Annotated in this window: 23 protein-coding genes; 16 read left to right on the forward strand and 7 right to left on the reverse strand. The window is 70.6% G+C overall.

Translation table 11 applies throughout. The annotated features are described in order from the left end of the window. Positions 1-71: 71 nt before the first annotated feature. Both OG462_RS32205 and OG462_RS32210 read left to right on the forward strand, forming a co-directional pair. Positions 72-1,199: a ferrochelatase gene (locus tag OG462_RS32205; protein ID WP_406063008.1), complete on the forward strand. Its 1,128-nt coding sequence runs from the start codon at positions 72-74 to the stop codon at positions 1,197-1,199. Between the two features lie 45 nt (positions 1,200-1,244). Then, positions 1,245-2,063 carry an inositol monophosphatase family protein gene (locus OG462_RS32210; RefSeq protein WP_406066812.1) on the forward strand — a complete coding sequence of 273 codons (819 nt, stop codon included), beginning with the start codon at positions 1,245-1,247 and terminating at the stop codon, positions 2,061-2,063. A gap of 66 nt (positions 2,064-2,129) precedes the next feature. Here OG462_RS32210 and OG462_RS32215 read toward each other — a convergent pair whose 3' ends face one another. Continuing rightward, the gene (locus tag OG462_RS32215; protein WP_383588966.1) at positions 2,130-2,303 is read right to left on the reverse strand and encodes a hypothetical protein; all 174 of its coding nucleotides are present in this window, start codon (positions 2,301-2,303) and stop codon (positions 2,130-2,132) included. Between the two features lie 375 nt (positions 2,304-2,678). Between OG462_RS32215 and OG462_RS32220 the strand changes: the two genes are divergently transcribed. The 4 genes from OG462_RS32220 to OG462_RS32235 all read left to right on the forward strand — a co-directional run bounded on the left by OG462_RS32220 (position 2,679) and on the right by OG462_RS32235 (position 6,329). Continuing rightward, positions 2,679-3,332 (forward strand): response regulator transcription factor, encoded by a 654-nt coding sequence (locus OG462_RS32220; RefSeq protein ID WP_030146958.1) that lies wholly within the window; start codon positions 2,679-2,681, stop codon positions 3,330-3,332. Positions 3,333-3,336: 4 nt separating this feature from the next. Next, positions 3,337-4,575 carry a sensor histidine kinase gene (locus OG462_RS32225; RefSeq protein WP_406063011.1) on the forward strand — a complete coding sequence of 413 codons (1,239 nt, stop codon included), beginning with the start codon at positions 3,337-3,339 and terminating at the stop codon, positions 4,573-4,575. A 396-nt stretch (positions 4,576-4,971) separates the two neighbouring features. Continuing rightward, positions 4,972-5,268: a DUF4193 domain-containing protein gene (locus OG462_RS32230; protein WP_003955561.1), complete on the forward strand. Its 297-nt coding sequence runs from the start codon at positions 4,972-4,974 to the stop codon at positions 5,266-5,268. Between the two features lie 11 nt (positions 5,269-5,279). Further along, complete coding sequence (locus OG462_RS32235) at positions 5,280-6,329, forward strand: hypothetical protein (RefSeq protein ID WP_406063014.1); 1,050 nt, start codon at positions 5,280-5,282, stop codon at positions 6,327-6,329. A gap of 10 nt (positions 6,330-6,339) precedes the next feature. Here the strand turns inward: OG462_RS32235 and OG462_RS32240 are convergent, their stop codons facing one another. Next, the gene (locus OG462_RS32240) at positions 6,340-6,843 is read right to left on the reverse strand and encodes a DUF3093 domain-containing protein (protein ID WP_406063016.1); all 504 of its coding nucleotides are present in this window, start codon (positions 6,841-6,843) and stop codon (positions 6,340-6,342) included. A 58-nt stretch (positions 6,844-6,901) separates the two neighbouring features. On the opposite strand from OG462_RS32240, the gene OG462_RS32245 reads away from it, so the two are divergent. From OG462_RS32245 to OG462_RS32280, 8 genes are all read left to right on the forward strand, one after another. Next, positions 6,902-7,486, forward strand: a complete 585-nt coding sequence (locus tag OG462_RS32245) for a PaaI family thioesterase (protein ID WP_329283848.1) — start codon at positions 6,902-6,904, stop codon at positions 7,484-7,486. After that, the gene (dut, locus tag OG462_RS32250) at positions 7,486-7,998 is read left to right on the forward strand and encodes a dUTP diphosphatase (protein ID WP_406063018.1); all 513 of its coding nucleotides are present in this window, start codon (positions 7,486-7,488) and stop codon (positions 7,996-7,998) included. The genes OG462_RS32245 and dut overlap by 1 nt, the downstream gene beginning before the upstream one ends. 1 nt (position 7,999) lies before the next feature. Next, entirely contained in the window at positions 8,000-8,764 is a 765-nt protein-coding gene (locus OG462_RS32255; protein WP_406063020.1) for a DUF3710 domain-containing protein, read from the forward strand. A gap of 129 nt (positions 8,765-8,893) precedes the next feature. After that, entirely contained in the window at positions 8,894-9,646 is a 753-nt protein-coding gene (locus tag OG462_RS32260; protein ID WP_406063022.1) for an ABC transporter ATP-binding protein, read from the forward strand. A 199-nt stretch (positions 9,647-9,845) separates the two neighbouring features. Continuing rightward, the gene (locus OG462_RS32265) at positions 9,846-12,392 is read left to right on the forward strand and encodes a DUF4118 domain-containing protein (protein WP_406063024.1); all 2,547 of its coding nucleotides are present in this window, start codon (positions 9,846-9,848) and stop codon (positions 12,390-12,392) included. Between the two features lie 183 nt (positions 12,393-12,575). Beyond that, positions 12,576-13,262 carry a response regulator gene (locus OG462_RS32270; protein ID WP_229315636.1) on the forward strand — a complete coding sequence of 229 codons (687 nt, stop codon included), beginning with the start codon at positions 12,576-12,578 and terminating at the stop codon, positions 13,260-13,262. A gap of 93 nt (positions 13,263-13,355) precedes the next feature. Then, on the forward strand, positions 13,356-13,754 hold the full coding sequence (locus tag OG462_RS32275; RefSeq protein ID WP_073819639.1) for an OB-fold nucleic acid binding domain-containing protein: 399 nt from the start codon (positions 13,356-13,358) through the stop codon (positions 13,752-13,754). Positions 13,755-13,757: 3 nt separating this feature from the next. Beyond that, positions 13,758-14,495: a DUF3159 domain-containing protein gene (locus OG462_RS32280; RefSeq protein WP_406063027.1), complete on the forward strand. Its 738-nt coding sequence runs from the start codon at positions 13,758-13,760 to the stop codon at positions 14,493-14,495. A gap of 215 nt (positions 14,496-14,710) precedes the next feature. Here OG462_RS32280 and OG462_RS32285 read toward each other — a convergent pair whose 3' ends face one another. After that, positions 14,711-15,388 carry a potassium channel family protein gene (locus tag OG462_RS32285; protein ID WP_406063028.1) on the reverse strand — a complete coding sequence of 226 codons (678 nt, stop codon included), beginning with the start codon at positions 15,386-15,388 and terminating at the stop codon, positions 14,711-14,713. After that, the gene (locus OG462_RS32290; protein ID WP_406063030.1) at positions 15,388-16,056 is read right to left on the reverse strand and encodes a potassium channel family protein; all 669 of its coding nucleotides are present in this window, start codon (positions 16,054-16,056) and stop codon (positions 15,388-15,390) included. Before OG462_RS32290 ends, OG462_RS32285 begins: the two co-directional genes overlap by 1 nt. Before the next feature lie 234 nt (positions 16,057-16,290). On the opposite strand from OG462_RS32290, the gene OG462_RS32295 reads away from it, so the two are divergent. Continuing rightward, positions 16,291-18,342 (forward strand): APC family permease, encoded by a 2,052-nt coding sequence (locus OG462_RS32295; protein WP_406063032.1) that lies wholly within the window; start codon positions 16,291-16,293, stop codon positions 18,340-18,342. Positions 18,343-18,443: 101 nt separating this feature from the next. After that, entirely contained in the window at positions 18,444-19,772 is a 1,329-nt protein-coding gene (locus tag OG462_RS32300) for a class I SAM-dependent RNA methyltransferase (RefSeq protein ID WP_406063033.1), read from the forward strand. Positions 19,773-20,149: 377 nt separating this feature from the next. On the opposite strand, the gene OG462_RS32305 is transcribed toward OG462_RS32300, so the two are convergent. The 3 genes from OG462_RS32305 to OG462_RS32315 all read right to left on the reverse strand — a co-directional run bounded on the left by OG462_RS32305 (position 20,150) and on the right by OG462_RS32315 (position 22,742). Beyond that, on the reverse strand, positions 20,150-20,461 hold the full coding sequence (locus OG462_RS32305; protein ID WP_406063035.1) for a very short patch repair endonuclease: 312 nt from the start codon (positions 20,459-20,461) through the stop codon (positions 20,150-20,152). 233 nt (positions 20,462-20,694) lie between these two features. Further along, positions 20,695-21,090 (reverse strand): hypothetical protein, encoded by a 396-nt coding sequence (locus OG462_RS32310; protein ID WP_406063037.1) that lies wholly within the window; start codon positions 21,088-21,090, stop codon positions 20,695-20,697. A 26-nt stretch (positions 21,091-21,116) separates the two neighbouring features. Then, positions 21,117-22,742, reverse strand: coding sequence for a hypothetical protein (locus OG462_RS32315; protein WP_406063039.1), 1,626 nt, complete (start codon positions 22,740-22,742; stop codon positions 21,117-21,119). Positions 22,743-23,620 lie beyond the last annotated feature (878 nt).

A 23,620-nucleotide genomic window follows, 5' to 3' on the forward strand; every position in this document is an offset into this window, starting at 1 on the left:
CACAGGTCGGACGAGCTCCGTCGGACGGGCCGCGCCGCTCGCCGTCGGAGGCGGGTGGGAGGATCGGTGCCATGTCCGATCAGCACGATCCCGCCCCGTACGACGCCCTGCTGCTGCTCTCGTTCGGCGGCCCCGAGGGCCCGGACGACGTGGTCCCGTTCCTGGAGAACGTGACGCGCGGCCGAGGCATCCCGAAGGAACGGCTCAAGGAAGTGGGGCAGCACTACTTCCTCTTCGGCGGCGTCTCCCCGATCAACGAGCAGAACCGCGCGCTCCTCGACGCGCTGCGGACGGACTTCGCCGGGGCCGACCTGAGGCTGCCCGTGTACTGGGGAAACCGGAACTGGGCCCCGTACCTCACCGACACTCTCCGCGAGATGATCACCGACGGCCGACGCCATATCGCCGTCCTCGCGACCAGCGCGTACGCCTCCTACTCCGGCTGCCGCCAGTACCGCGAGAACCTCGCCGACGCGCTCGCCACCCTGGAAGCGGAAGGGCTCCCGCTGCCCCGGGTCGACAAGCTCCGGCACTACTTCAACCACCCCGGCTTCGTCGAGCCCATGGTCGAGGGCGTCCTCGCCTCCCTCGCCGAGCTCGACCCGTCCGTCCGTGACGGGGCCCACCTCGCCTTCACCACCCACTCCATCCCGGACTCCGCCGCCGACACCTCGGGACCGGTCACCGAACACGGCGAGGGCGGGGCCTACGTCAGGCAGCACCTCGACGTGGCACGGGTGATCGTCGATTCCGTCCGCGAGCGGACCGGGATCGACCGCCCCTGGGAGCTCGTCTACCAGTCCCGCAGCGGCGCCCCCCACATCCCGTGGCTGGAGCCCGACATCTGCGACCACCTGGAGGCGCTGCACGGCGCCGGGACGCCCGCGGTCGTCATGGTCCCCATCGGCTTCGTCTCCGACCACATGGAGGTCCTCTACGACCTCGACACCGAGGCCACGGCCAAGGCCGCCGAGCTCGGACTCCCCGTGCGGCGCTCGGCCACCGTCGGCGCCGACCCGCGCTTCGCCGCCGCCGTCCGCGAACTCGTCCTGGAGCGGGCCGCGTACGAGCGGGGAACCCGGGTCGAGCGCTGCGCCCTGGGCGCCCTCGGACCCTCCCACGACCTGTGCCCGATCGGCTGCTGCCCGGCCAGGGCGGAGCGCCCGGCGGCGGCCGGCGCCGACAGCCCGTACGCGTAAGGAGCCCCCGTGACCGACATGGCCGACGTGAACGAAGGGACCGACGTGACCGACCCGCTGCTCACCGAACTGCTCGACCTCGCCCTGGAGGCCGCACGGCGGGCCGGAGCGCTGCTGCGCGACGGCAGGCCGGACGACCTGGCCGTGGCGAAGACCAAGACGAGCCCCATCGACGTCGTCACCGAGATGGACATCGCCGCCGAGAAGCTGATCACCGGCTTCCTCGCCGAGCACCGCCCGCAGGACGGTTTCCTCGGTGAGGAGGGCGCGTCCAGCCCCGGCACCAGCGGGGTCCGCTGGGTGATCGACCCCCTCGACGGCACCGTGAACTACCTCTACGGCCTGCCCACCTGGGCGGTCTCGATCGCCGCCGAACGGGACGGCGAGACCGTGGTCGGCGTCGTCGAGGCCCCGATGCGCGGCGAGACGTACCGGGCGGTCCTCGGCGGCGGCGCGTACGCGGAGGGTGGCGCGTACGCGGGCGAGCAGCGCCTCGCCGTCCGCCCCTCGCCCCCGCTCGACCAGGCCCTTCTCGGCACGGGCTTCGGGTACGTCCAGGCCCGGCGCGCGCACCAGGCGGAGGTCGCCCGGCGCGTGATCCCGCGCGTCCGCGACATCCGGCGCGGCGGCTCCGCCGCCATCGACCTCTGCGACGTCGCCGCCGGCCGCCTGGACGCCTACTACGAGCGGGGCCTCAACCCCTGGGACCTCGCCGCGGGCGCCCTGATCGCCCGCGAGGCGGGCGCGCCGACCGGTGGACGCCCGGGGCAGCCGGAGTCGGGAGAACTCGCCCTGGCGGCCTCTCCGGGCCTCTTCGAGCCCCTCCAGGAGCTCCTGGAGGGGTTGGGCGCCTGGCACGACTGACACACGCGTGAGGGCCCCGGTGCCGGGAACGGCGCCGGGGCCCTCACACGTGTGGGTAGGAACGGGTCAGACCACCTGCGCGGCAACCTCCACGCCGTGCTCGGCGGCCAGACGGTGCAGGTCCTCCAGCTCCGCCTGCTCCACCTCCGCCAGGTAGTCGTCGCCCGTCTCACGAGCCCGCGTGAGGTCCGTCTGCGTGGTCCTGATGCGGTGCAGCAGGCCTGCGGTGAAAGCGTCCATCGTGCGCCCCCTCGTCATGGGTCCGGTGGCACGGGGGTGTGCCGAGGGTGGGTGGATCACACACTGCAGTCTCCGGGGAACAGAGAGCGGTAGGTGGCGCGCCACATACAGGGCGTGATCACGGGGTGTGCAGTCGTCCTCCCCACCCCCTTCCTCAGAGAAACCTCAACTGGCCCGCGAATCCGGTGAATTCTTCGATCCCGGCCACGCGCCCCGCCTCGCGCCCCCGTTCACCACCCGCCCGCCCCCGGGCCCCGCACCGCCGCCTTACAGCCGGTTTACGCGCGTACGGGGCAGGATGGACACGCACAGTCAGTGCTCAGGTCTTCAGCCGGTCCGCCTCCGGACCGCAGCTCAACGGGAAGGATGTACGACGTGCGCGTACTCGTCGTCGAGGACGAGCAGCTGCTCGCCGATGCGGTGGCCACCGGACTGCGCCGGGAGGCCATGGCCGTCGACGTCGTGTACGACGGCGCCGCGGCCCTGGAGCGGGTCGGGGTGAACGACTACGACGTCGTCGTCCTCGACCGTGACCTTCCCCTCGTCCACGGTGACGACGTCTGCCGCAAGATCGTGGAACTGGGCATGCCCACCCGCGTCCTGATGCTCACCGCGTCCGGCGACGTCAGCGACCGGGTCGAGGGCCTCGAACTCGGCGCGGACGACTACCTCCCCAAGCCCTTCGCCTTCACCGAGCTCACCGCGCGCGTGCGCGCCCTCGGCCGGCGGACGAGCGTGCCCCTCCCGCCCGTCCTGGAGCGCGCCGGCATCAAGCTCGACCCGAACCGCCGCGAGGTCTTCCGCGAGGGCAAGGAGGTCCAGCTGGCGCCGAAGGAGTTCGCCGTCCTGGAGGTCCTCATGCGCAGCGAGGGCGCCGTCGTCTCGGCCGAGCAGCTCCTGGAGAAGGCCTGGGACGAGAACACCGACCCGTTCACCAACGTCGTCCGCGTCACCGTCATGACCCTGCGCCGCAAGCTCGGCGAGCCGCCCGTCATCGTCACCGTCCCCGGTTCCGGGTACCGGATCTGACCCGATGCCCACCACCTCAGTGCCTCACCCCCAGGCGCCCCCGAAGCCGACCTGGGACCCCAGGGACCCGGTCCGGCCCCTGCTGCGGCCGACCATCCGGATACGGCTCACGCTGCTCTACGGCGGGATGTTCCTGATCGCGGGCATCCTGCTGCTCTCGATCATCTACCTCTTCACCGCGCAGGCCCTCACCGACAGCGTCTCGGAGCTGCCCTTCAAGGTCGTCGAGGGCAAGGTCCAGCCGACCACCTCCTGGTGTCAGCTGCCCGTCCAGGGCACCGGGGAGCAGCTCAACGACGCCGTCTCGGTCTGCCTCCGGCACCAGAGCGACCTGGCCCTGGACGACCTCCTGCGCCGCTCGCTCTTCGCCCTGCTCGGACTGAGCATCATCGCCTTCGCCTTCGGTTACGCCATGGCGGGGCGGGTCCTCTCGCCGCTCGGCCGGATCACCCGGACCGCCCGCCAGGTGGCCGGCTCCGACCTGTCCCGGCGGATCGAGCTGGACGGCCCCGACGACGAGCTCAAGGAGCTCGCCGACACCTTCGACGAGATGCTGGACCGCCTGGAGCGGGCCTTCACCGCCCAGCAGCGGTTCGTCGCGAACGCCTCGCACGAGCTGCGGACCCCGCTCGCGATCAACCGCACCCTGCTGGAGGTGCACCTCTCGGACCCCGGGGCACCGGTCGAGCTCCAGCAGCTCGGCAAGACCCTGCTCGCCACCAACGAGCGCAGCGAACAGCTCGTGGAGGGTCTGCTGCTGCTCGCCCGGAGCGACAACCAGATCATCGAGCGCAAACCCGTCGACCTCGCCGAGGTCGCCTCGCGGGGCGTGGACCAGGTCCACGCCGAGGCGGAGGCCAAGGGCGTCGAGATCCGGGGCGAGCGCGCGCCCGCGGTCGTCCAGGGCAACGGCGTCCTGCTCGAACGGATCATGCTGAACCTGCTCCAGAACGCCGTCAGGTACAACGTGACGGAGGGAGGATGGGTGGAGGTGACGACCGCGACCGAGAACGGCCAGGCGGTCCTGGTCGTCTCGAACACGGGCCCCGTGGTCCCCGCGTACGAGATCGACAACCTCTTCGAGCCGTTCCGGCGGCTCCGGCAGGAGCGCACCGGCAGCGACAAGGGCGTCGGTCTCGGCCTGTCGATCGCCCGGTCCGTGGCCCGCGCGCACGGCGGCCGTATCATCGCGGAGCCCCGCGAGGGCGGTGGTCTCGTGATGCGTGTCACTCTGCCGATCTGACACACTGCACGAGCCGACCCGGTTCCGTTCGCTTTGCGCGGAATTCCGGGGCCCCGATTCTGAGACGCTCATGTGTGATCGATCACAGGACGGGGTGTCCGGACCTCCACTCTCCGTGACGGAGAAATCCCCGTGAAAACCAGGAAAAGTCCGGGTTTCCCGGGACCGGATTGACGGGAAGTACACGGGGTGGCGCCTGCGAAGGGCGCCCGTAGGACCGTGTACGGTCCGGTTCGCCACCCGAAGCCGATCACTCGCGAGAGGACGGAACGGGTGTCGATTGAGTAACAGACCTTGATGTGAGGCAAAATCTCCGCCTCAGGTCGGGCACAAGTCCGACCTCTCACGCGTTACGTGCGCTGGAGACACCGCAACCACCCAGAGGGGGAGAGCGACATGGCAACGGATTACGACACCCCACGCAAGACCGACGACGACGTCGATTCGGACAGCCTTGAAGAACTGAAGGCCCGCCGGAACGACAAGTCGACCTCGACCGTCGACGTCGACGAGTTCGAGGCCGCAGAAGGCCTGGAGCTTCCCGGCGCCGACCTCTCGAACGAGGAGCTGGCCGTCCGGGTCCTGCCCAAGCAGGCCGATGAGTTCACCTGCATGAGCTGCTTCCTCGTGCACCACCGCAGCCAGCTGGCCAGGGAGAAGAACGGCCAGCCCATCTGCCGCGACTGCGACTGAGACCCTCGGTCGTGGCAGGCGACACACCGTCCCGGAAGCGGCGTCTACGGCTCCCTGGGAGCCCGAAGACGTACAAGGGCGGCTCGAGCCCGGCAGAGGGTGCCCTGGAGGCCTCTGAAGCCGAGCACACCGCCTCCCCGCCCTCCCTCGGCGTACGTGACGACGAGCGAGGCCTCCCGGCCTCGCTCGAGGCGGTCACCGAGCCGGACCCGGCACACCTGCCGGCGGAGCGGGGAGCGGGGCGGAACGACGCGCTGGACGAGGCGAGGAACGACGAGACACAGCGGGACGGGCGCTTCGGCGCCGTCAAGCGCCTCGCCAATCCCGCGCGCGCCCAGCTCGACAAGATCAAGATCGATTCCGACCGGATCGACGCCGTCCGGCGCGGCGTCGCGAAGGGCGTCAAGCGCAGCGGAGACAGCGCCAAGGCCGCTGTCGGTCATCTGGCCGACCGGCTGATCGACCTCGCCCCGCGGATCCCCGTCCGCGATCTGGCGATCCTGCGCAAGCAGTTTCCCGGGCTCGGCCCCGAGGAGCTCGCCGACAAGCTCGTCGCGGGTGCGGCGAACGCGAGCTCGACCGTGGGCGCGAGCGTCGGCGCCGCCGCCATGCTCCCCGTACCCCCGGCCATGCCGGCGGAGCTCGCGGCCGAGATCACCGGCGTCGCCGCCGTGGAACTCAAACTCATCGCCGAACTGCACGAGGTCTACGGGCTGCGGCCCCCCGGCCGGCTCGGCCAGCGTTCGGCGGCCTATCTGACCTCCTGGGCCGAGGAGCGGGGCATCGACCCCACCAAGCCCACCACGGTCAACGCGGCCCTCGGCGGACAGCTCAAGCGCGAGCTGCGCCAGCAGATCACGAAACGCATGGTGCGCAACCTGCCGAACCTCATGCCCTTCATGGTGGGCGCGGCCGTCGGCGCGGTCATGAACCGCCGCGACACCAAGAAGCTCGCCAACCACATCCGCAAGGACCTGCGCAACCGCCAGATCCCCTGGGAATCCCTCCCGGAGCTACCCCCGCTGGACCAGCCGGAGAACCCGAAGGAGCTCGGGTTCTAGCCGTGCTCCTTCAGCCCTGGGCGTCCGCGCGGACGGCGTCCAGGGCGGCCACCAGCGCCTCCGGCTCACGGCTGGAGAGGTACACGTACGGCGTCGGGTCCGACGCGTCCGTCACGTCGACCCGCACCGCACGGGGCACGTAGCTGCGCATCAGCATGAACGCGCGCGGGTCCGCCTTGTGCATGCGCCACGCGCGCGCCTCCTCCGCGTCGAGCACCTCGGCCGTCCCCAGGGCGGAGACCGGGATCCGCGCGTCGCCCGCCACCAGCGAACCGGCCACCACCCGGATCCGGGCGGAGCCGTACGAGGAGACCGCCGCACCGGCGAGCACCGCCGCCACGATCAGACCGCCCAGCATCGGGACCGTACCCAGCGGGAACATGACCAGGCCGCCGGAGAGACCGAGCAGACCCGCGATGACCCACCAGGAACGGGGCGCCGTCAGCCGTTCGTCGAAGTGCGGCGCGGTGCCGGGCGCGGGGGAGGGGGCGGAAGACGATGCGGAAGGCTGCATGCGTCCAAGCTTGGCACGGCGCGACCAGGGCACTGTCGCGCGGGTAAGGTCTGCGCCTGTGACTGCAACATCTGCCGCCCTCACCCCGCCGGCCGACGCCATACCGCCGGTACGCCACCCCGACGCGCCGGCCCCCGGCGAGCTGCTCGGTTCGCACTACGAGTACTGCTTCGGGTGCGGCGGCGGGCAGCCCCACGGCCTCCATCTGGAGGCGCGCGCGGGCGAGGGCGTGACCGTCACCGCCGAGTTCACGGTGACCCCCGACCACCAGGGCGCCCCCGGCCTCGCGCACGGCGGCGTGCTCGCCACCGCGCTCGACGAGACCCTCGGCTCCCTGAACTGGCTGCTGCGGGTCATCGCCGTGACCGGACGACTGGAGACCGACTTCGTCCGGCCCGTCCCGGTGGGCACCGTGCTCCACCTGGAGGCCGCGGTCACCGCCGTACACGGCCGCAAGATCTTCTCGACCGCCGTCGGCCGGATCGGCGGGCCCGAGGGCCCCGTCGCCGTCCGCGCCGAGGCACTCTTCATAGAGGTCAAGGTCGACCACTTCATCGACAACGGCCGCCCGGAGGAGATCCAGGCCGCCATGTCCGACCCCGACCAGGTCCGGCGCGCCCGCGCCTTCGAGGTGAACCCCTGATGAGCAACCCTGTCGACGTACTGATCCGGCGAGTGGACCCGGAAGTACCGATCCCGGCCTACGGACACCCCGGCGACGCCGGGGCGGACCTGGTGACCACCGAGGCCGCCGTGCTGGCCCCCGGGGAGCGCGCCGTGCTGCCCACCGGAGTCTCCATCGCCCTCCCGGACGGGTACGCGGCCTTCGTGCACCCGCGCTCCGGACTCGCCGCCCGCTGCGGAGTGGCACTCGTGAATGCCCCGGGGACGGTGGATGCCGGGTACCGTGGAGAGATCAAGGTGATCGTGGTCAATCTCGACCCGCGCGAGACCGTGCGGTTCGAACGATTCGATCGGATTGCCCAACTTGTCGTCCAACAGGTCGAGAAGGTGCGCTTCCACGAGGTGGCGGAGCTTCCCGGCTCGGCGCGGGCCGAGGGGGGCTTCGGGTCCACCGGCGGTCATGCCGCCGTGGACGGCACAACGGGTGGGAATCGATACGCTTCGGTCGTATCCGACCGGGAAGGACAGTGACGTGTTCGGACGTCGCAAGAAGAGCGGTGCCGCAGAGGACGCGGCGGGCGAGGCCGAGCAGGTCGTCGACGCGGTGGACGGCGAGGACGCGGACGGCGCGGCCCCGCGCCGTGTGAACCTTCCGCCGGCGCCCCGGCCCGACGGACCCTGGGACATCTCCGAGGTCACCAAGCCCGAGGACGGCCGTGTCGACCTGGGCGGCGTCTTCGTCCCCGGGGTCGAGGGCATGGAACTGCGGGTGGAGGTGGCGGGCGACGCGATCGTCGCGGCCACCGTCGTCCTGCGCGACAGCGCCGTGCAGCTGCAGGCGTTCGCCGCGCCCAAGAACGAGGGCATCTGGGGCGAGGTCCGCGACGAGATCGCCACGGGCATCGTCCAGCAGGGCGGTGTCATCGACGAGGTCGAGGGCCCGCTGGGCTGGGAGCTGCGTGCCCAGGTCCCCGTACAGCTGCCGGACGGCAACCGCGGCGTGCAGCTGGTCCGCTTCGTGGGTGTCGACGGACCCCGCTGGTTCCTGCGCGGAGTGATCTCCGGGCAGGGCGCGGTCCAGCCCGAGGCGGCCGGTCTCCTGGAGCAGATCGTCCGGGACACCGTGGTCGTCCGCGGCGAGGGCCCGATGGCCCCGCGTGACCCGATCGTCCTCAAGCTGCCGAACGACGCGCAGATGGTGCCGGACGGCGTGCAGCAGGAGGAGCAGGAGAACTCCCGCTTCTCCGGCGGCATGGGCCAGCTCCAGCGTGGTCCGGAGATCTCCGAGATCCGCTGACAACTTCTCACGGCCGGTGGGCCGCTTTCCGTACGAGACGTACGGGAAGCGGCCCACCGGCCGTTTTCCACAGGTTCCGACCTCCGGCTCTGGCCCTCGGGCCCGGCCGCGGACCATACTGGCGGGCACATGTTCGAGGAGGGGGAGCACAGGGTGAGTGAGAGCAGCACGCGGTCCGCCACGGCCGTCGCCGAGGACCCGGCCGGCCTGCCGATGGTCCGCGTGGAGAACCTGCGCCGTTCGTACGGCACCGGGGAAGCAGCCGTACACGCCCTGCGCGGCGTCTCCTTCGACATCCCGCGCGGCGAGCTCGTCGCGCTCAAGGGCCGCTCCGGCTCCGGCAAGACGACGCTGCTCAACCTGGTCGGAGGCCTCGACACCGCCGACGGCGGCTCGATCGTCATCGACGGCACCGACCTCTCCACGCTCGGTGAGAACGGGCTCCTCGAGCTGCGCCGCGACCGGATCGGCTTCATCTTCCAGTCCTTCGGACTGCTCCCGATCCTCTCCGCCGCCGAGAACGTGGGCGTCCCCATGCGGCTGCGCAAGGCCGACCCGAAGGAGCGCGAGGAGCGGGTGGCCCTGCTCCTCGGCCTGGTGGGCCTCGCCGACCACGCGAACCAGCGGCCCGGTGAGCTCTCCGGCGGCCAGCAGCAGCGCGTCGCCATCGCCCGCGCCCTCGCGAACAAGCCGGCACTGCTGATAGCCGACGAGCCCACGGGCCAGCTGGACCAGGAGACCGGGCTCGCCGTCATGCAGCTGCTGCGCGCGGTGGTGCGCAGCGAGGGCTGTACGGCCCTGGTCGCCACCCACGACCCCCAGCTCCTGGGCCTGGCGGACCGCGTCCTCGAGCTGAGCGACGGCGAGATCATCGAGCACTGACGAGGGCCGGCCGGGCGCGTGGCCGGTCTACTGCGGGTGCGTGCCCGGTCTGCTGCCGGTGGGCGGTCGGTGCGCGACCGGTGGCCTGCCGGCGGGCGTGCGGTAGGCGTGCGGTCCCGACATCAGAAACACGTCAAGACCGCACCGGCCCTGCTCTCGGCGTACGGAATGTCCGATTGGCTGGACGTATGGTCGTGCCATGGGACGCGGCAAGCTTCGGATATACCTCGGCGCTGCGCCGGGCGTCGGCAAGACCTACGCGATGCTCTCCGAGGGGCACCGCCGGGTGGAGCGCGGCACGGACTGCGTCGTGGCGTTCGTGGAGCACCACGGACGGCCGCGCACCGAGGTCATGCTGCACGGCCTGGAGCAGGTGCCGCGCCGCACCCTGGAGTACCGGGGGACCGCCTTCACCGAGATGGACATCGACGCCGTCCTGGACCGGCGCCCCGCCGTCGCCCTCGTCGACGAGCTCGCCCACACGAACGTGCCCGGCTCCCGCAACCCCAAGCGGTGGCAGGACGTCGCCGAGCTGCTCGCGGCCGGCATCGACGTCGTATCGACCGTCAACATCCAGCACCTGGAGTCGCTGGGCGACGTGGTCGAGGCGATCACCGGCGTACGCCAGCGGGAGACCGTCCCCGACGAGGTGGTGCGCCGGGCGGACCAGATCGAGCTGGTCGACATGTCCCCGGAGGCCCTGCGCCGCCGGATGGCCCACGGCAACGTCTACACCTCGGACAAGGTCGACGCGGCCCTCTCCAACTACTTCCGCCCCGGAAACCTCACCGCACTGCGAGAGCTCGCCCTGCTCTGGACCGCCGACCGGGTCGACGAGTACCTCCAGCAGTACCGGGGCGAGCACAACATCCGTTCCACCTGGCAGGCCCGCGAGCGCATCGTCGTCGGTCTGACCGGCGGTCCCGAGGGCCGCACCCTGATACGGCGCGCCACCCGGCTCGCCGAGAAGGGCGCGGGAGGCGAGGTCCTCGCCGTCTACATCGCCCGCAGCGACGGCCTCACCGCCGCCTCGCCGAAGGAGCTGGCCGTCCAGCGCACCCTGGTCGAGGACCTGGGCGGAACGTTCCACCATGTCATCGGCGACGACATCCCCTCCGCACTCCTGGAGTTCGCCCGCGGGGTCAACGCCACCCAGATCGTCCTCGGCTCCAGCCGCCGCCGTTCCTGGCAGTACATGCTCGGACCCGGCGTCGGCCAGACCGTGGCCCGCGAATCCGGGCCCGACCTCGACGTCCACATCGTCACCCACGGCGAGGTCGCCAAGGGGCGCGGCCTTCCGGTCGCCCGCGGTGCCCGCCTCGGCCGCTCCCGGATCCTCGGCGGCTGGGTGGTCGGCGTCGCCGGACCCGTCCTCCTCGCCCTGCTCCTCACCCATGTCGACGCCGACCTCGGTCTCGCCAACGACATGCTGCTCTTCCTCGCCCTGACCGTCGCGGCGGCCCTGCTCGGCGGTTTCCTGCCGGCGCTCGCCTCCGCCGCGGCCGGCTCCCTCCTCCTCAACTGGTTCTTCACCCCGCCCGTCCACCGGCTCACCATCGCCGACCCCAAGAACATCGTGGCGATCGCCGTCTTCCTCGGTGTCGCCATGTCGGTCGCCTCCGTGGTGGACCTGGCCGCCCGGCGCACCCACCAGGCCGCCCGGCTGCGCGCCGAGTCCGAGGTGCTCTCCTACCTCGCCGGCAGCGTGCTGCGCGGCGAGACGAGCCTCGACGCCCTCCTCGAACGGGTCCGCGAGACCTTCTCCATGGAGTCCGTCGCCCTCCTGGAGCGGGTGGACGACGTCGAGCCGTGGACCCGGGCCGCGAGTGTGGGCCCCCACCCGGCGGCCCGGCCCGAGGAGGCGGACGTGGACATGCCCGTCGGCGACCACCTGGCCCTCGCCCTGTCCGGCCGGGTACTGCCCGCCGAGGACCGACGGGTCCTCGGCGCCTTCGCCGCCCAGGCCGCGGTCGTCCTCGATCGTCAGCGGCTCGTGGGTGAGGCCGAGGAGGCCCGCAAGCAGGCCGAGGGCAACAAGATCCGCACCTCCCTGCTCGCCGCCGTCAGCCACGACCTGCGGACCCCGCTCGCCGGCATCAAGGCCTCCGTGTCCTCCCTCCGCTCCGACGACGTCGAATGGTCCGAGCAGGACCGCGCCGAGCTCCTGGAGGGCATCGAGGCCGGCGCCGACCGTCTCGACCACCTCGTCGGCAACCTCCTCGACATGTCCCGCCTCCAGACCGGCACCGTCACCCCGCTGATCCGTACCGTCGACCTCGACGAGGTCGTCCCCATGGCCCTCGGGGGAGTGCCCGACGGCAGCGCCGAGCTCGACATCCCCGAGACGCTGCCCATGGTCGAGGTCGACAAGGGCCTCCTGGAACGGGCCGTCGCCAACATCGTCGAGAACGCCGTCAAGTACAGCCCCGGGGGCGTGCCCGTGGCCGTCGCCGCCAGCACCCTGGGCGACCGCGTCGAGCTCCGGGTCGTGGATCGCGGCCCCGGCGTGCCCGACGAGGCCAAGGACGGCATCTTCGAGCCCTTCCAGCGCTTCGGAGACGCCCCGCGCGGCTCCGGTGTCGGCCTCGGCCTCGCGGTCGCCCGCGGCTTCGTCGAGGCCATGGGCGGGACCCTCGGCGCCGAGGACACCCCGGGCGGCGGCCTGACGATGGTGCTCACCCTCAAGGCCGCGCGGGGCAGGCCCCCGGCACCGGCCGCCGACCTCCCGGCGCATGCCGTGACGTGAGCCCGGGGCCGCCCCCGTACGCCCCCCGCCTCCGCGCAGCACCCTCGTCCCCTCCGTACCGCATGACCCGTCCCGTCCCGTACCGCATCACACCCCCCGTCCCCTCCCGTACTCTCTTGCTCCCGCCCGCACGGGCGACTGCTCCCGCCCGCACGGGCGACCGAACAAGGAAGGTCCCCCTCCATGACCCGGGTTCTCGTGGTCGACGACGAGCCGCAGATCGTCCGCGCCCTGGTGATCAACCTCAAGGCGCGGAAGTACGAGGTCGACGCCGCGCCCGACGGTGCCACCGCCCTCCGGCTCGCCGCAGAACGCCACCCCGACGTCGTCGTCCTCGACCTCGGCCTCCCCGACATGGACGGCGTCGAGGTCATCAAGGGCCTGCGCGGCTGGACCCGGGTGCCGATCCTGGTCCTCTCGGCCCGGCAGACCTCCGACGAGAAGGTCGAGGCGCTCGACGCGGGTGCCGACGACTACGTCACCAAGCCCTTCGGCATGGACGAACTGCTGGCCCGGCTGCGCGCGGCCGTCCGCCGCGCCGAGCCGGTCGGGGGCGCCGAGGACGGGGTCGTGGTCGTCGAGACCGAGGGCTTCACCGTCGACCTCGCGGCGAAGAAGGTCCACCGCGACGGCCGGGACGTCCGCCTCACCCCCACCGAGTGGCACCTGCTCGAGGTCCTGGTCCGCAACAGCGGCCGCCTGGTCAGCCAGAAGCAGCTCCTCCAGGAGGTCTGGGGACCTTCGTACGGCACGGAGACCAACTACCTCCGGGTCTACATGGCGCAGCTGCGCCGCAAGCTGGAGAGCGACCCGTCCCACCCCCGCCACTTCGTCACCGAACCGGGCATGGGCTACCGCTTCGAACGCTGAGCGGATGCGGGGTCGGATGCGGGGTCGGACGCGGGGTCGGACGCGGGGTCCGGGGCCGGTCTCGGCGACAGCGGTGGCCGGTACGCTTTCTGTATGAGTGCTGCACCACGTACAGAGAAGCCGGCCGGTAGGTTCCGCCGGATGCTCGACCGGCTCTCCTCCTCCACGGAGGACCTGGAGTCGGAGGAGCTCCAGGAGGACGCCGAAGCGTCGGGGTGCACGCGTATCTGCGACTGCTCCGACCGCCAGATAGTCAAGGTGACTGGTACCTTGCGCACGGTCACGCTGCGTCCCCGGGCCGGTGTTCCCGCGCTGGAGGCCGAACTCTTCGACGGCACGGCACCGCTCGACGTCGTGTGGCTCGGCCGGCGCTCCATCGTGGGCATCGAGCCGGGCCGCAAGCTGATCGCCTCCGGCCGGATCTCCATGAGCCACGGCCGGCGGGTCCTCTTCAACCCCAAATACGAGCTCCGACCGCTCGGACAGGAGTAGCCGGTGACGTCCCTCGACAAGCCGACCACCACGGACCAGGACGCCCAGGCCGCGAAGGAGGTCACCGAGGCCGCGCTGTTCGAGGCCTTCGGCGGCCTGCGGGGCATGGTCGAGACGGTCCTGCCGGGCCTGTTGTTCGTCACGATCTTCACGATCAACAAGAACCTGCACATCTCGGCGATCGCCGCGCTCGCGGTCTCGCTGGTCCTGGTCGCCGTCCGGCTCATCCGGCGGGACACCGTCAAGCACGCGTTCAGCGGCGTCTTCGGCGTCGCCTTCGGTGTCGTCTTCGCGATGATGACGGGCAACGCCAAGGACTTCTACCTGCCGGGCATGCTGTACACCCTGGGCCTCGCCCTCGCGTACCTCATCACCGCGCTCGCCGGGGTCCCGCTGATCGGTCTGATCCTCGGCCCGGTCTTCAAGGAGAACCTCTCCTGGCGCACCCGTAACCCGGGCCGGAAGAAGGCGTACACGAAGGCCAGCTGGGCCTGGGGCCTGATCCTGCTCGGCAAGTGCGCGATCCTCTTCCCGATGTACTGGTGGGCCGACACGACCAAGTTCGGCTGGGTGCTCGTCGCGCTCAAGATCCCGCCGTTCCTGCTCGCGGTCTACCTCACCTGGGTGTTCCTCGCGAAGGCTCCGCCGCCGATCGACGTCTTCGCCGAGATGGAGGCCGAGGAGCTCGCCGAGAAGGAGCGCAAGGCGGCCGCCGCCGCGCAGAGCCACCGGGAGGCCTGAGGCTCCGCAGAGCCACCGGGAGGCCTGAGGCTCCGCAGAGCCACCGGGAGGCCTGAGGCTCCGCAGAGCCACCGGGAGGCCTGAGGCTCGTAGGAGCGCGTCATCCTTGAGGCGCCCGAGGGCACGTCATTCCTGAGTCCCCCGAGAGCGCGCCATCACGGAGGAGGGCCCGGACCTGTTCGTCAGGTCCGGGCCCTCCTGCGTACCACTCCTGATCAGGACTCGGTGGTCTCGCGGCGGACCTGCAGCAGGTCCTCCAGCTGCTCCTCGCGAGCCTGCGCGGCCACGAACAGCAGCTCGTCGCCGGCCTCCAGGGTCTCCTCGGCGCTCGGCGTCAGCACCCGCGAACCGCGGATGATCGTCACCAGCGAGGTGTCCTGCGGCCAGGCCACGTCCCCGACCGCGGTGCCGGCGACCGCCGACTCCGGCGGGAGCGTCAGCTCGACCAGGTTCGCGTCGCCGTGGCTGAAGCGGAGCAGCCGTACGAGGTCGCCGACGCTCACCGCCTCCTCCACCAGGGCCGACATCAGACGCGGGGTCGAGACGGCCACGTCCACGCCCCAGGACTCGTTGAACAGCCACTCGTTCTTCGGGTTGTTCACCCGGGCGACGACCCGCGGCACGCCGTACTCGGTCTTGGCGAGCAGCGAGACGACGAGGTTCACCTTGTCGTCACCGGTCGCCGCGATCACCACGTTGCAGCGCTGGAGCGCCGCCTCGTCGAGCGAGGTGATCTCGCAGGCGTCGGCGAGCAGCCACTCCGCCTGCGGCACCCGCTCCACCGAGATGGCGGTCGGCGCCTTGTCGATGAGCAGGACCTCGTGACCGTTCTCCAGGAGCTCGCCCGCGATGGAACGGCCCACCGCACCCGCGCCCGCAATAGCGACACGCATCAGTGACCGCCCTCCTCGGGACCCTCGGCGAAGGCCTCCTCGACCTTCGCGATCTCGTCCGTACGCATCATCACGTGCACCAGATCACCTTCCTGGAGCACCGTCTGCGAGGTCGGCAGAATCGCTTCGCCCAGCCGGGTGAGGAAGGCGACACGCACGCCGGTCTCCTCCTGGAGCCGGCTCACCTTGTGGCCGATCCAGGCGGCGGAGGTGTGCACCTCCGCGAGCTGCACGCCACCGCTCGGGTCCCGCCACAGCGGCTCCGCGCCGGAGGGCAGCAGCCGCCGCAGCATCTGGTCGGCGGTCCAGCGGACCGTCGCGACCGTCGGGATGCCGAGGCGCTGGTAGACCTCGGCGCGCCGCGGGTCGTAGATCCGCGCCGCCACGTTCTCGATGCCGAACATCTCACGGGCGACCCGCGCCGCGATGATGTTCGAGTTGTCGCCGCTGCTCACCGCGGCGAAGGCGCCCGCGTCCTCGATGCCGGCCTCACGCAGCGTGTCCTGGTCGAAGCCCACGCCCGTGACGCGCCGACCGCCGAAACCCGACCCCAGACGACGGAAAGCCGTCGGGTCCTGGTCCACGACCGCGACGGTGTGCCCCTGCTGCTCCAGGGTCTGCGCGAGAGCGGCTCCCACTCGCCCGCAGCCCATGATGACGATGTGCACGTCCCCTTACCCCGCACTCCTGATCGCCTTACTGACCTGCGAAAACACCCTGCTCACAACTTTCCTCACCCGATGCGCCCGGGTCGCGGCGGGCAACGCCCTGCCGGGTCACCCGGTCCGAGCTTATGCGGCAACGCTGGCCGGGACCGCATCCGAGGTGGTACTGAGGGAGATTCGGTGCCGATCGGGGGTGCCGGTGCGCGTGGCTGTTTTCGAACGCTTACGATCCTCTCCGTGTCCAAACTGACCGACGTGCCCAAACGGATCCTGATCGGGCGGGCCCTGCGCAGCGACAAGCTCGGAGAGACCCTTCTCTCGAAGCGGATCGCCCTCCCCGTCTTCGCCTCCGACCCGCTGTCCTCGGTGGCGTACGCACCCGGCGAGGTGCTGCTCGTTCTCTCCGTCGCCGGCCTGTCGGCGTACCACTTCAGTCCGTGGATCGCGCTCGCGGTCGTCGTCCTGATGTTCACGGTGGTCGCCTCCTACCGGCAGAACGTCCACGCGTACCCGAGCGGCGGCGGCGACTACGAGGTCGCCAACACCAACCTCGGGCCGAAGGCCGGACTCACCGTGGCGAGCGCCCTGCTCGTCGACTACGTCCTGACCGTCGCCGTGTCGATCTCCTCGGGCATCGAGAACCTCGGCTCGGCGATCCCCTTCGTGGTCGAGCACAAGGTGGCCTGCGCGGTCGGCGTGATCGTGCTGCTCACCGTGATGAACCTGCGCGGCGTGAAGGAGTCGGGCTCGCTCTTCGCGATCCCGACGTACGTCTTCGTCGCCGGCGTCTTCATCATGATCGCCTGGGGCGCGTACAAGGGGATCTTCCTCGACGAGACCATGAAGGCGCCGACCGCCGACTTCGAGATCAAGGCCGAGCACCAGGGTCTGGCGGGCTTCGCGCTCGTCTTCCTGCTGCTGCGCGCGTTCTCCTCCGGCTGTGCGGCGCTCACCGGTGTCGAGGCCATCTCCAACGGTGTCCCCGCCTTCCGCAAGCCGAAGTCGAAGAACGCCGCCACCACGCTCGCCCTCATGGGCGGCCTGGCCGTCACCATGTTCTGCGGCATCATCTTCCTGGCCATGGCCACCGACGTCCGGATGGCCGAGAATCCCGCCGAAGACCTGCTGAACAACGGCACGCCGGTCGGCGCGGGCTACGTCCAGGACCCGGTCATCTCCCAGGTCGCGGCCGCCGTCTTCGGCGACGGAACGTTCTTCTTCGTCGTCCTCGCCGCCGCCACCGCGCTCGTCCTCTTCCTGGCCGCCAACACGGCGTACAACGGCTTCCCGCTCCTCGGCTCGATCCTCGCCCAGGACCGGTACCTGCCGCGCCAGCTGCACACCCGCGGCGACCGCCTCACCTTCTCCAACGGCATCGTGCTCCTCGCCGGCGCCGCCGCCCTCCTCGTCTGGGTCTACGGAGCCGACTCCACCCGGCTGATCCAGCTGTACATCGTCGGCGTCTTCGTCTCCTTCACCCTCAGCCAGATCGGCATGGTCCGGCACTGGAACCGGCACCTGAGGGCGGAGCGGGACCCGGCGAAGCGCCGCCACATGATCCGCTCCCGCGCGATCAACGCCTTCGGCGCCTTCTTCACCGGCCTCGTCCTCGTCGTCGTCCTCGCCACCAAGTTCACCCACGGCGCCTGGGTCGCCCTGCTCGGCATGGTGATCTTCTACGGGACGATGTCCGCGATCCGCAGGCACTACGACTCGGTCGCGGCCGAGATCGCCGCCGCCGAGGAACGCCCCGACGAGTACGTACGCCCCTCCCGGGTCCGCTCCATCGTCCTCGTCTCCAAGCTCCACAAGCCCACCCTGCGCGCCCTGGCCTACGCCAAGCTCATGCACGCGCACGAGCTGGAGGCGCTGACCGTCAACGTCGACCCGGTCGAGACGAAGGCGCTCAGGGAGGAGTGGGAGCGGCGCGGCATCAACGTCCCGCTCAAGATCCTCGACTCGCCGTACCGCGAGATCACCCGCCCGGTGATCGAGTACGTCAAGAACATCCGCCGCGAGAGCCCGCGCGACGCCGTCTCCGTCTACATCCCGGAGTACGTCGTCGGGCACTGGTACGAGCACCTGCTCCACAACCAGTCCGCACTCCGCCTCAAGGGCAGGCTGCTCTTCACCCCCGGCGTCATGGTGACCTCCGTCCCGTACCAGCTCCAGTCCTCCGAGGTCGCGAAGAAGCGGGCCAGGAAGCGCCAGGAGTGGAACGCGCCGGGCTCGGTCCGCCGCGGCCCGGTGGAGAAGCGCCAGAAGGAACCGACCGCGAAGAACAGCTAGAAAAGAACAACCGGAAAAGAAGAACTAGACTGGTGGGCTGCCGTCCAAACGGCAGCCCACGGTCACTTCCCCTTGTTCCTTCCCCTTGGAGTCTCCCCACCATGCAGAACACCCCTGTTGCGTCGTTGGTCGGGGAAGAGTACGAGGTCGAGGTCGGTCCGGTGGCCCACGGCGGCCACTGCATCGCCCGCACCGAGGCGGGCCGCGTCCTCTTCGTCCGCCACGCGCTGCCCGGCGAGAAGGTCATCGCCCGCGTCACCGAGGGCGAGGAGACCTCCCGCTTCCTGCGCGCCGACGCGATCACCATCCTCGACGCCTCCAAGGACCGCGTCGAGGCCCCCTGCCCCTTCGCCGGCCCCGGAAAGTGCGGCGGCTGCGACTGGCAGCACGCCAAGCCCGGCGCCCAGCGCCGCCTCAAGGGCGAGGTCATCGCCGAGCAGCTCCTGCGGCTCGCCGGGCTCACCCCCGAGGAGGCCGGCTGGGACGGCACGGTCATGCCGGCCGAGGGCGACAAGCTCCCGCAGGGCGAGGTCCCGCAGTGGCGCACCCGCGTCCAGTACGCGATCGACCCTGAAGGCCACGCGGGCCTGCGCAAGCACCGCTCGCACGAGGTCGAAGTGATCGACCACTGCATGATCGCGGCCACGGGAGTCTCGGAACTCGGCGTCGAGAAGCGCACCTGGGAGGGCATGGCCTCCGTCGAGGCCATCGCCGCCTCCGGCTCCGGCGACCGCCAGGTCATCCTGACCCCGAAGCCCGGCGGCCGCCTCCCGCTCGTGGAACTGGACAAGCCGGTCTCCGTCCTCCGCGTCGACGAGAAGGACGGCGGAGTCCACCGCGTCCACGGCCGCGCCTTCGTCCGCGAGCGCGCCGACGAGCGCACCTACCGCGTCGGCAACGGCGGCTTCTGGCAGGTCCACCCGAAGGCCGCGCAGACCCTCATGCTCGCCGTCATGCAGGGCCTGACCCCCCGCAAGGGCGAATCGGCCCTCGACCTCTACTGCGGCGTCGGCCTCTTCGCCGGCGCCATCGCCGACCGCGTCGGCGACCAGGGCGCGGTCCTCGGCATCGAGTCCGGCAAGCGCGCGGTCGAGGACGCCCGCCACAACCTGGCCGCCTACCCGCGCGTCCGCATCGAACAGGGCAAGGTCGAATCGGTCCTCCCGCGCACGGGCATCACGGACGTCGACCTCATCGTCCTGGACCCCCCGCGCGCAGGCGCCGGCAAGCAGACGGTCAACCACCTCGCAGGCCTCGGCGCCCGCCGCATCGCCTACGTGGCCTGCGACCCGGCAGCCCTGGCCCGAGACCTCGCGTACTTCGCGGACCGCGGCTACAAGGTACGCACGCTGCGCGCCTTCGACCTGTTCCCGATGACCCACCATGTGGAGTGCGTGGCGATCCTGGAGCCGGTGAAGAAGGACGTCTGACCTGGGGTTTTGCGGGTGCGCGGTATGTGCCGTGTGGGCGTTACGGGCGATATCTTGACGCTGAGATGACGCTCATTTGACGCTCGTTCTGATGGAGAGTCAGGTCCCTTCGGGGGCTACAGGCAAGCAGGGGCGAGACGCGCAGCGCATTTCCCTCTGGACCCCGTCGACCACGTTTGGCGTTTTCTATCCCCACTGGAGTGGTGCTGGCGTCCCGGCCTCGCGCGCGTTTGGATGTCGCGAGTGGCCCTCTACGAGCCCTCGGCTGCCCGTTCGGGCGTGGGCGTCCAGGTGCTGATGGCCAGGGCGCGGGGATGGCCACGGGTGGCGAGCGCCGCCGTCACCCGCTTGACGGCGGCGTCGACGGTCTCGTGTTCTCAGATGCGGAGTGGAAGCCAGCCGATCATCATGAGGTGGGCATCGGTCTCCTCGTCGCGGCGGGCGTTGCCTCGAAGCTTCTGCCGCCACCACTCCGCGTTGTGCCGGGGCTCGTGCAGATGACTTGGGCAGGCGTGCCAGAAGCAGCCCTGTACGAGCACGGCGGTGCGCCACTTCGTGAACGTGACGTCAGCACGGCGACGTGGCATGCCGACGATCGGCAGGTCCACGCGGTAGCGGAAGCCCAATGAGTGCAGAGCCCGACGAAGTGCAAGCTCCGGAGCTGTGTCCCGGCTTCGCTGGGCGGCCATGACCCTCCGCGCGTTGGCATCGCGCGGCGTCGGCGTCCCACTGCGGCGCTCCTGGATTCCCACGCCTGATCAACCATCGGGTCGCCTCGCCGTTACGGTCGACGTACCGGTGAGCTGGCCGGACCGTTCACGACCGCCGCTCACGCTGCGACTGAACTCGGCATCGCGTTCCTTCCCGGTCTCACCGAGGGGTTGCAGGCAGCGGTCGGACGTGACTGTGCGACGGGGAGGCATCAGGAGCCGGGCAGCAGCGCCGTGACCGTGGACTGAACGAGTTGGGCCGCCGCGAGGACGCCGGGGATGCCTCCGCACCGTTCCACCAGGTTCTCGATCATGTAGCGGAGGGTTCCGGGGTCTCGGTCGGGCTCGTCCAACCGTGGGGCAATCATGTCGAGGTCGCGCAGGGCGCCGTCCACTCCGGGGTGCCGGTCGCGTAGCTCTTCCAGGCGTTGGCGCAGTTCGTCGATGCTCTCGCGGGCCCTGTCCACGGCCTCGTTGGTGAGATTGTTGGTCTGAGCGGCATTCTGGGAGAAGGGAGCGGCTTGGGCGGGTCCGGTCATGCGGCCGGTGTTGATGATGCCGAAGTTCACGCTGTTCGGGACGGGGTCGGGCTGGCCTCGGAGGGGCATGCTGGGCTCCTGGCTTATTCGAAGGGTCAGTTGCTCATGGACGGATTGGCCGAGAGGGGCGCTGCCTGGACGGGGCCGGTCATGGTGCCGCCGTTCATGACGCCGAAGTTGTAAATCGCGGTGGACTGCTGGCGGTAGGCGGCGATGTCGACGTTGTGGTCGCGCAAGAAGATCTCCGTGGAGTCGAAGACCCTGCGTTGCATCATCTGCACGTAGTAGCGGGCGTCGTCGTAGGCGTGCATGTCGTCCAAGCGGCGTGTGCTGTAGACCTCGCGGAGGCTCACGGGGCCGCTGCCGGGGTCGAGCTCGGGGCGCGGGCGGGTCTTGCGGCGTAGGAGACGGTCAAGGCCGACGTAGACGTCCACGAGCGCGTTGAAGGCGGCGCGGGCCAGCCACGTGGGGGTGAGCGGGACGGCCGGGACGAGCCCGGCCACCTTCGGATTGAGGGGCCCCATGATGTGGGGGCGAACGGTGACGCGCAGGAAGCCGCCCTGGTACGCGAAGTGGACGAGTACTGTCGCCACGAGCTCCCCGTTCCAGGCGGTGACGCGGGCCCAGACGTAGCGACGGGCGATCTCCTCGGCGGGCTTGTCACCGGTCTCGTCCGCGGCGAGGGCGTGGAGGCTGCGCCAGGTGTCGTCATCGATCTGGCTCCACCGCTTCTGGTGGATGCCGGCGATTCCCACGACCTCCACCCGCAGCTTCGGATGGCTCTGGTGGTGGGAGGGTGCCGGAACGTCGAGACGGCGTGCGATGTAAGCGTGCAGCTGAGCGGCGGTGAAGTGCTTCAGCGGTTTCTTGGCCACCGGCTCGTTGTGCTTCGTCAACGCGTCAAGCAGCGCCTTGGCCACCGCCGTCATGTCGGGGCTTCCGGAGCGCACCGTCGGTGAGCCAGGGTTCGGGAACGGTTCCGCCGCGGCATCGTGCTCGGCGTCCTGATTCTCAGGGGCCGGCTCGACATCGATGCCGATGACGGCCTCGTGCCACGCTTGGAGTCCCGCCCCGATGAATCGGTGCCGGTCGCCGGTCGGGCGGCGTTCGTATTGGTAGGGCAGGGCGTGGGCCTGCTCCGCTGCCACAGGTGCTTGCAGTTCCCCGGCCAGCAGGGCATTGAGCCGCAGCTGCGCCAAGTAGCGATCCACCAGGTGGACGCCCCATGACCCGGCCAGTAGGACGAGGGCCGCCCAACCCGCGTCGAAGGTGCCGACGACCGTCTGCCACGCGACGGCAGCGACGAGGGCCACGATCGCTGTCCGGCGTCCACGCATGTGTCGGACGGCCCGGTCGCACGCATGCACCACCGGCTCCTGGTGGAAGCCGTAGACCGGTACTGGTCGTGCCGGCCTCTTGATCCGACGACGGACCCAGACGGCGTAGTCCTCGCCCGGTACGACCGCAGGGGGCGCCGGCTCCGCTCGCTCGGCGGCCTCCTGGGCCTTATCCGGGAAGATCCATCGCAGACGCTTCCGTACTGCGGCCTTCAGCGCTTTCCGATGCTGCGCCAGAACGGCGCGGAGCACGGCCGACCAGTCGGCGCGGACGAAGGCGGCAGCGCTCAGCCGACGGGTGACGCCTTCGGTGTAGGTGCCGTGGCCGATCGTCTCTCGAACTTTGGTTGCGGTGCCCAGGGGCACCGCAGGAGCTGAGAACACCGACTGGTGCTCCGCGTATGACAAGGCCCCACCCCCGTGTCTCCTCGTGTCGACCGCGCTGAAGATCAGGGGCGGACACAGAGGGGCATCGTCCTCGGGTGGAGGAGGGGCCGCCACACCACAAACCCACACAAGGCAGTCAGCGAGGCGCTCCGGTCAGACAATGACCGAAAGCCGCCTCCTCGTGGAGGATCTGTCTGAAGTGCTCAAGACTTCTGGTTCAGGCCGAATCGAGTGCTTGGGGGCGGTCGGCGGCCCGCCCCCGATGTCTACGCTAAGGGCGGGAGGTGTGTTCACCTCGTGAGGCTGGGCCTCCTCCGGAGCTTGGGGATCGGACACGTGGACCCAGATGCCGAGCGCGCCGATCGGTTCGATCGCCGTTGAGGAACTGCGCGTACGCCTCCGAGCCGGTCCGCTCGTGCGTCGTCCCCAGGCAGAGGACTTCCGGCCGCAGTTGGTGGCCGGCGTCGGGGATCGACACCTCCTGGAACTCGGTCGGCCTCCGCAGCGCCCCAGGAGCCGCCGTGGAACGCAGGGTGTCGCCGAGGTGCCCCTCGGGAGCTCCGACAAGTCCGCCCATCGAGCTTGCCGAACTCGGCGCCCGCGAATGCGCCCAGCGCACTGTCATCGCCTACAGGTGGGTCTCGCCCGCATCGGCCCCCATGTAAGCCGTACCCGAGGTACGAACTCCGCGAAGGCCGTGCCAGAGATCAGAAGTTTCGGTGATTCAGCGCGTCGGCGGCTCTGAGCGCCCTGTCCGCAGCTCCTGAGAGCCTGGAAGGCCGACCCTTGCCCGAGGACGTCGACCCGGACGAGGTCCCACTGCTCGGTTTCCGCCTGTTCGCCGACAGCAATGAGCCGAGCAGCTGACATCGCCC

It is taken from the genome of Streptomyces sp. NBC_01077 (assembly GCF_045162855.1).
GTDB lineage: Bacteria > Actinomycetota > Actinomycetes > Streptomycetales > Streptomycetaceae > Streptomyces.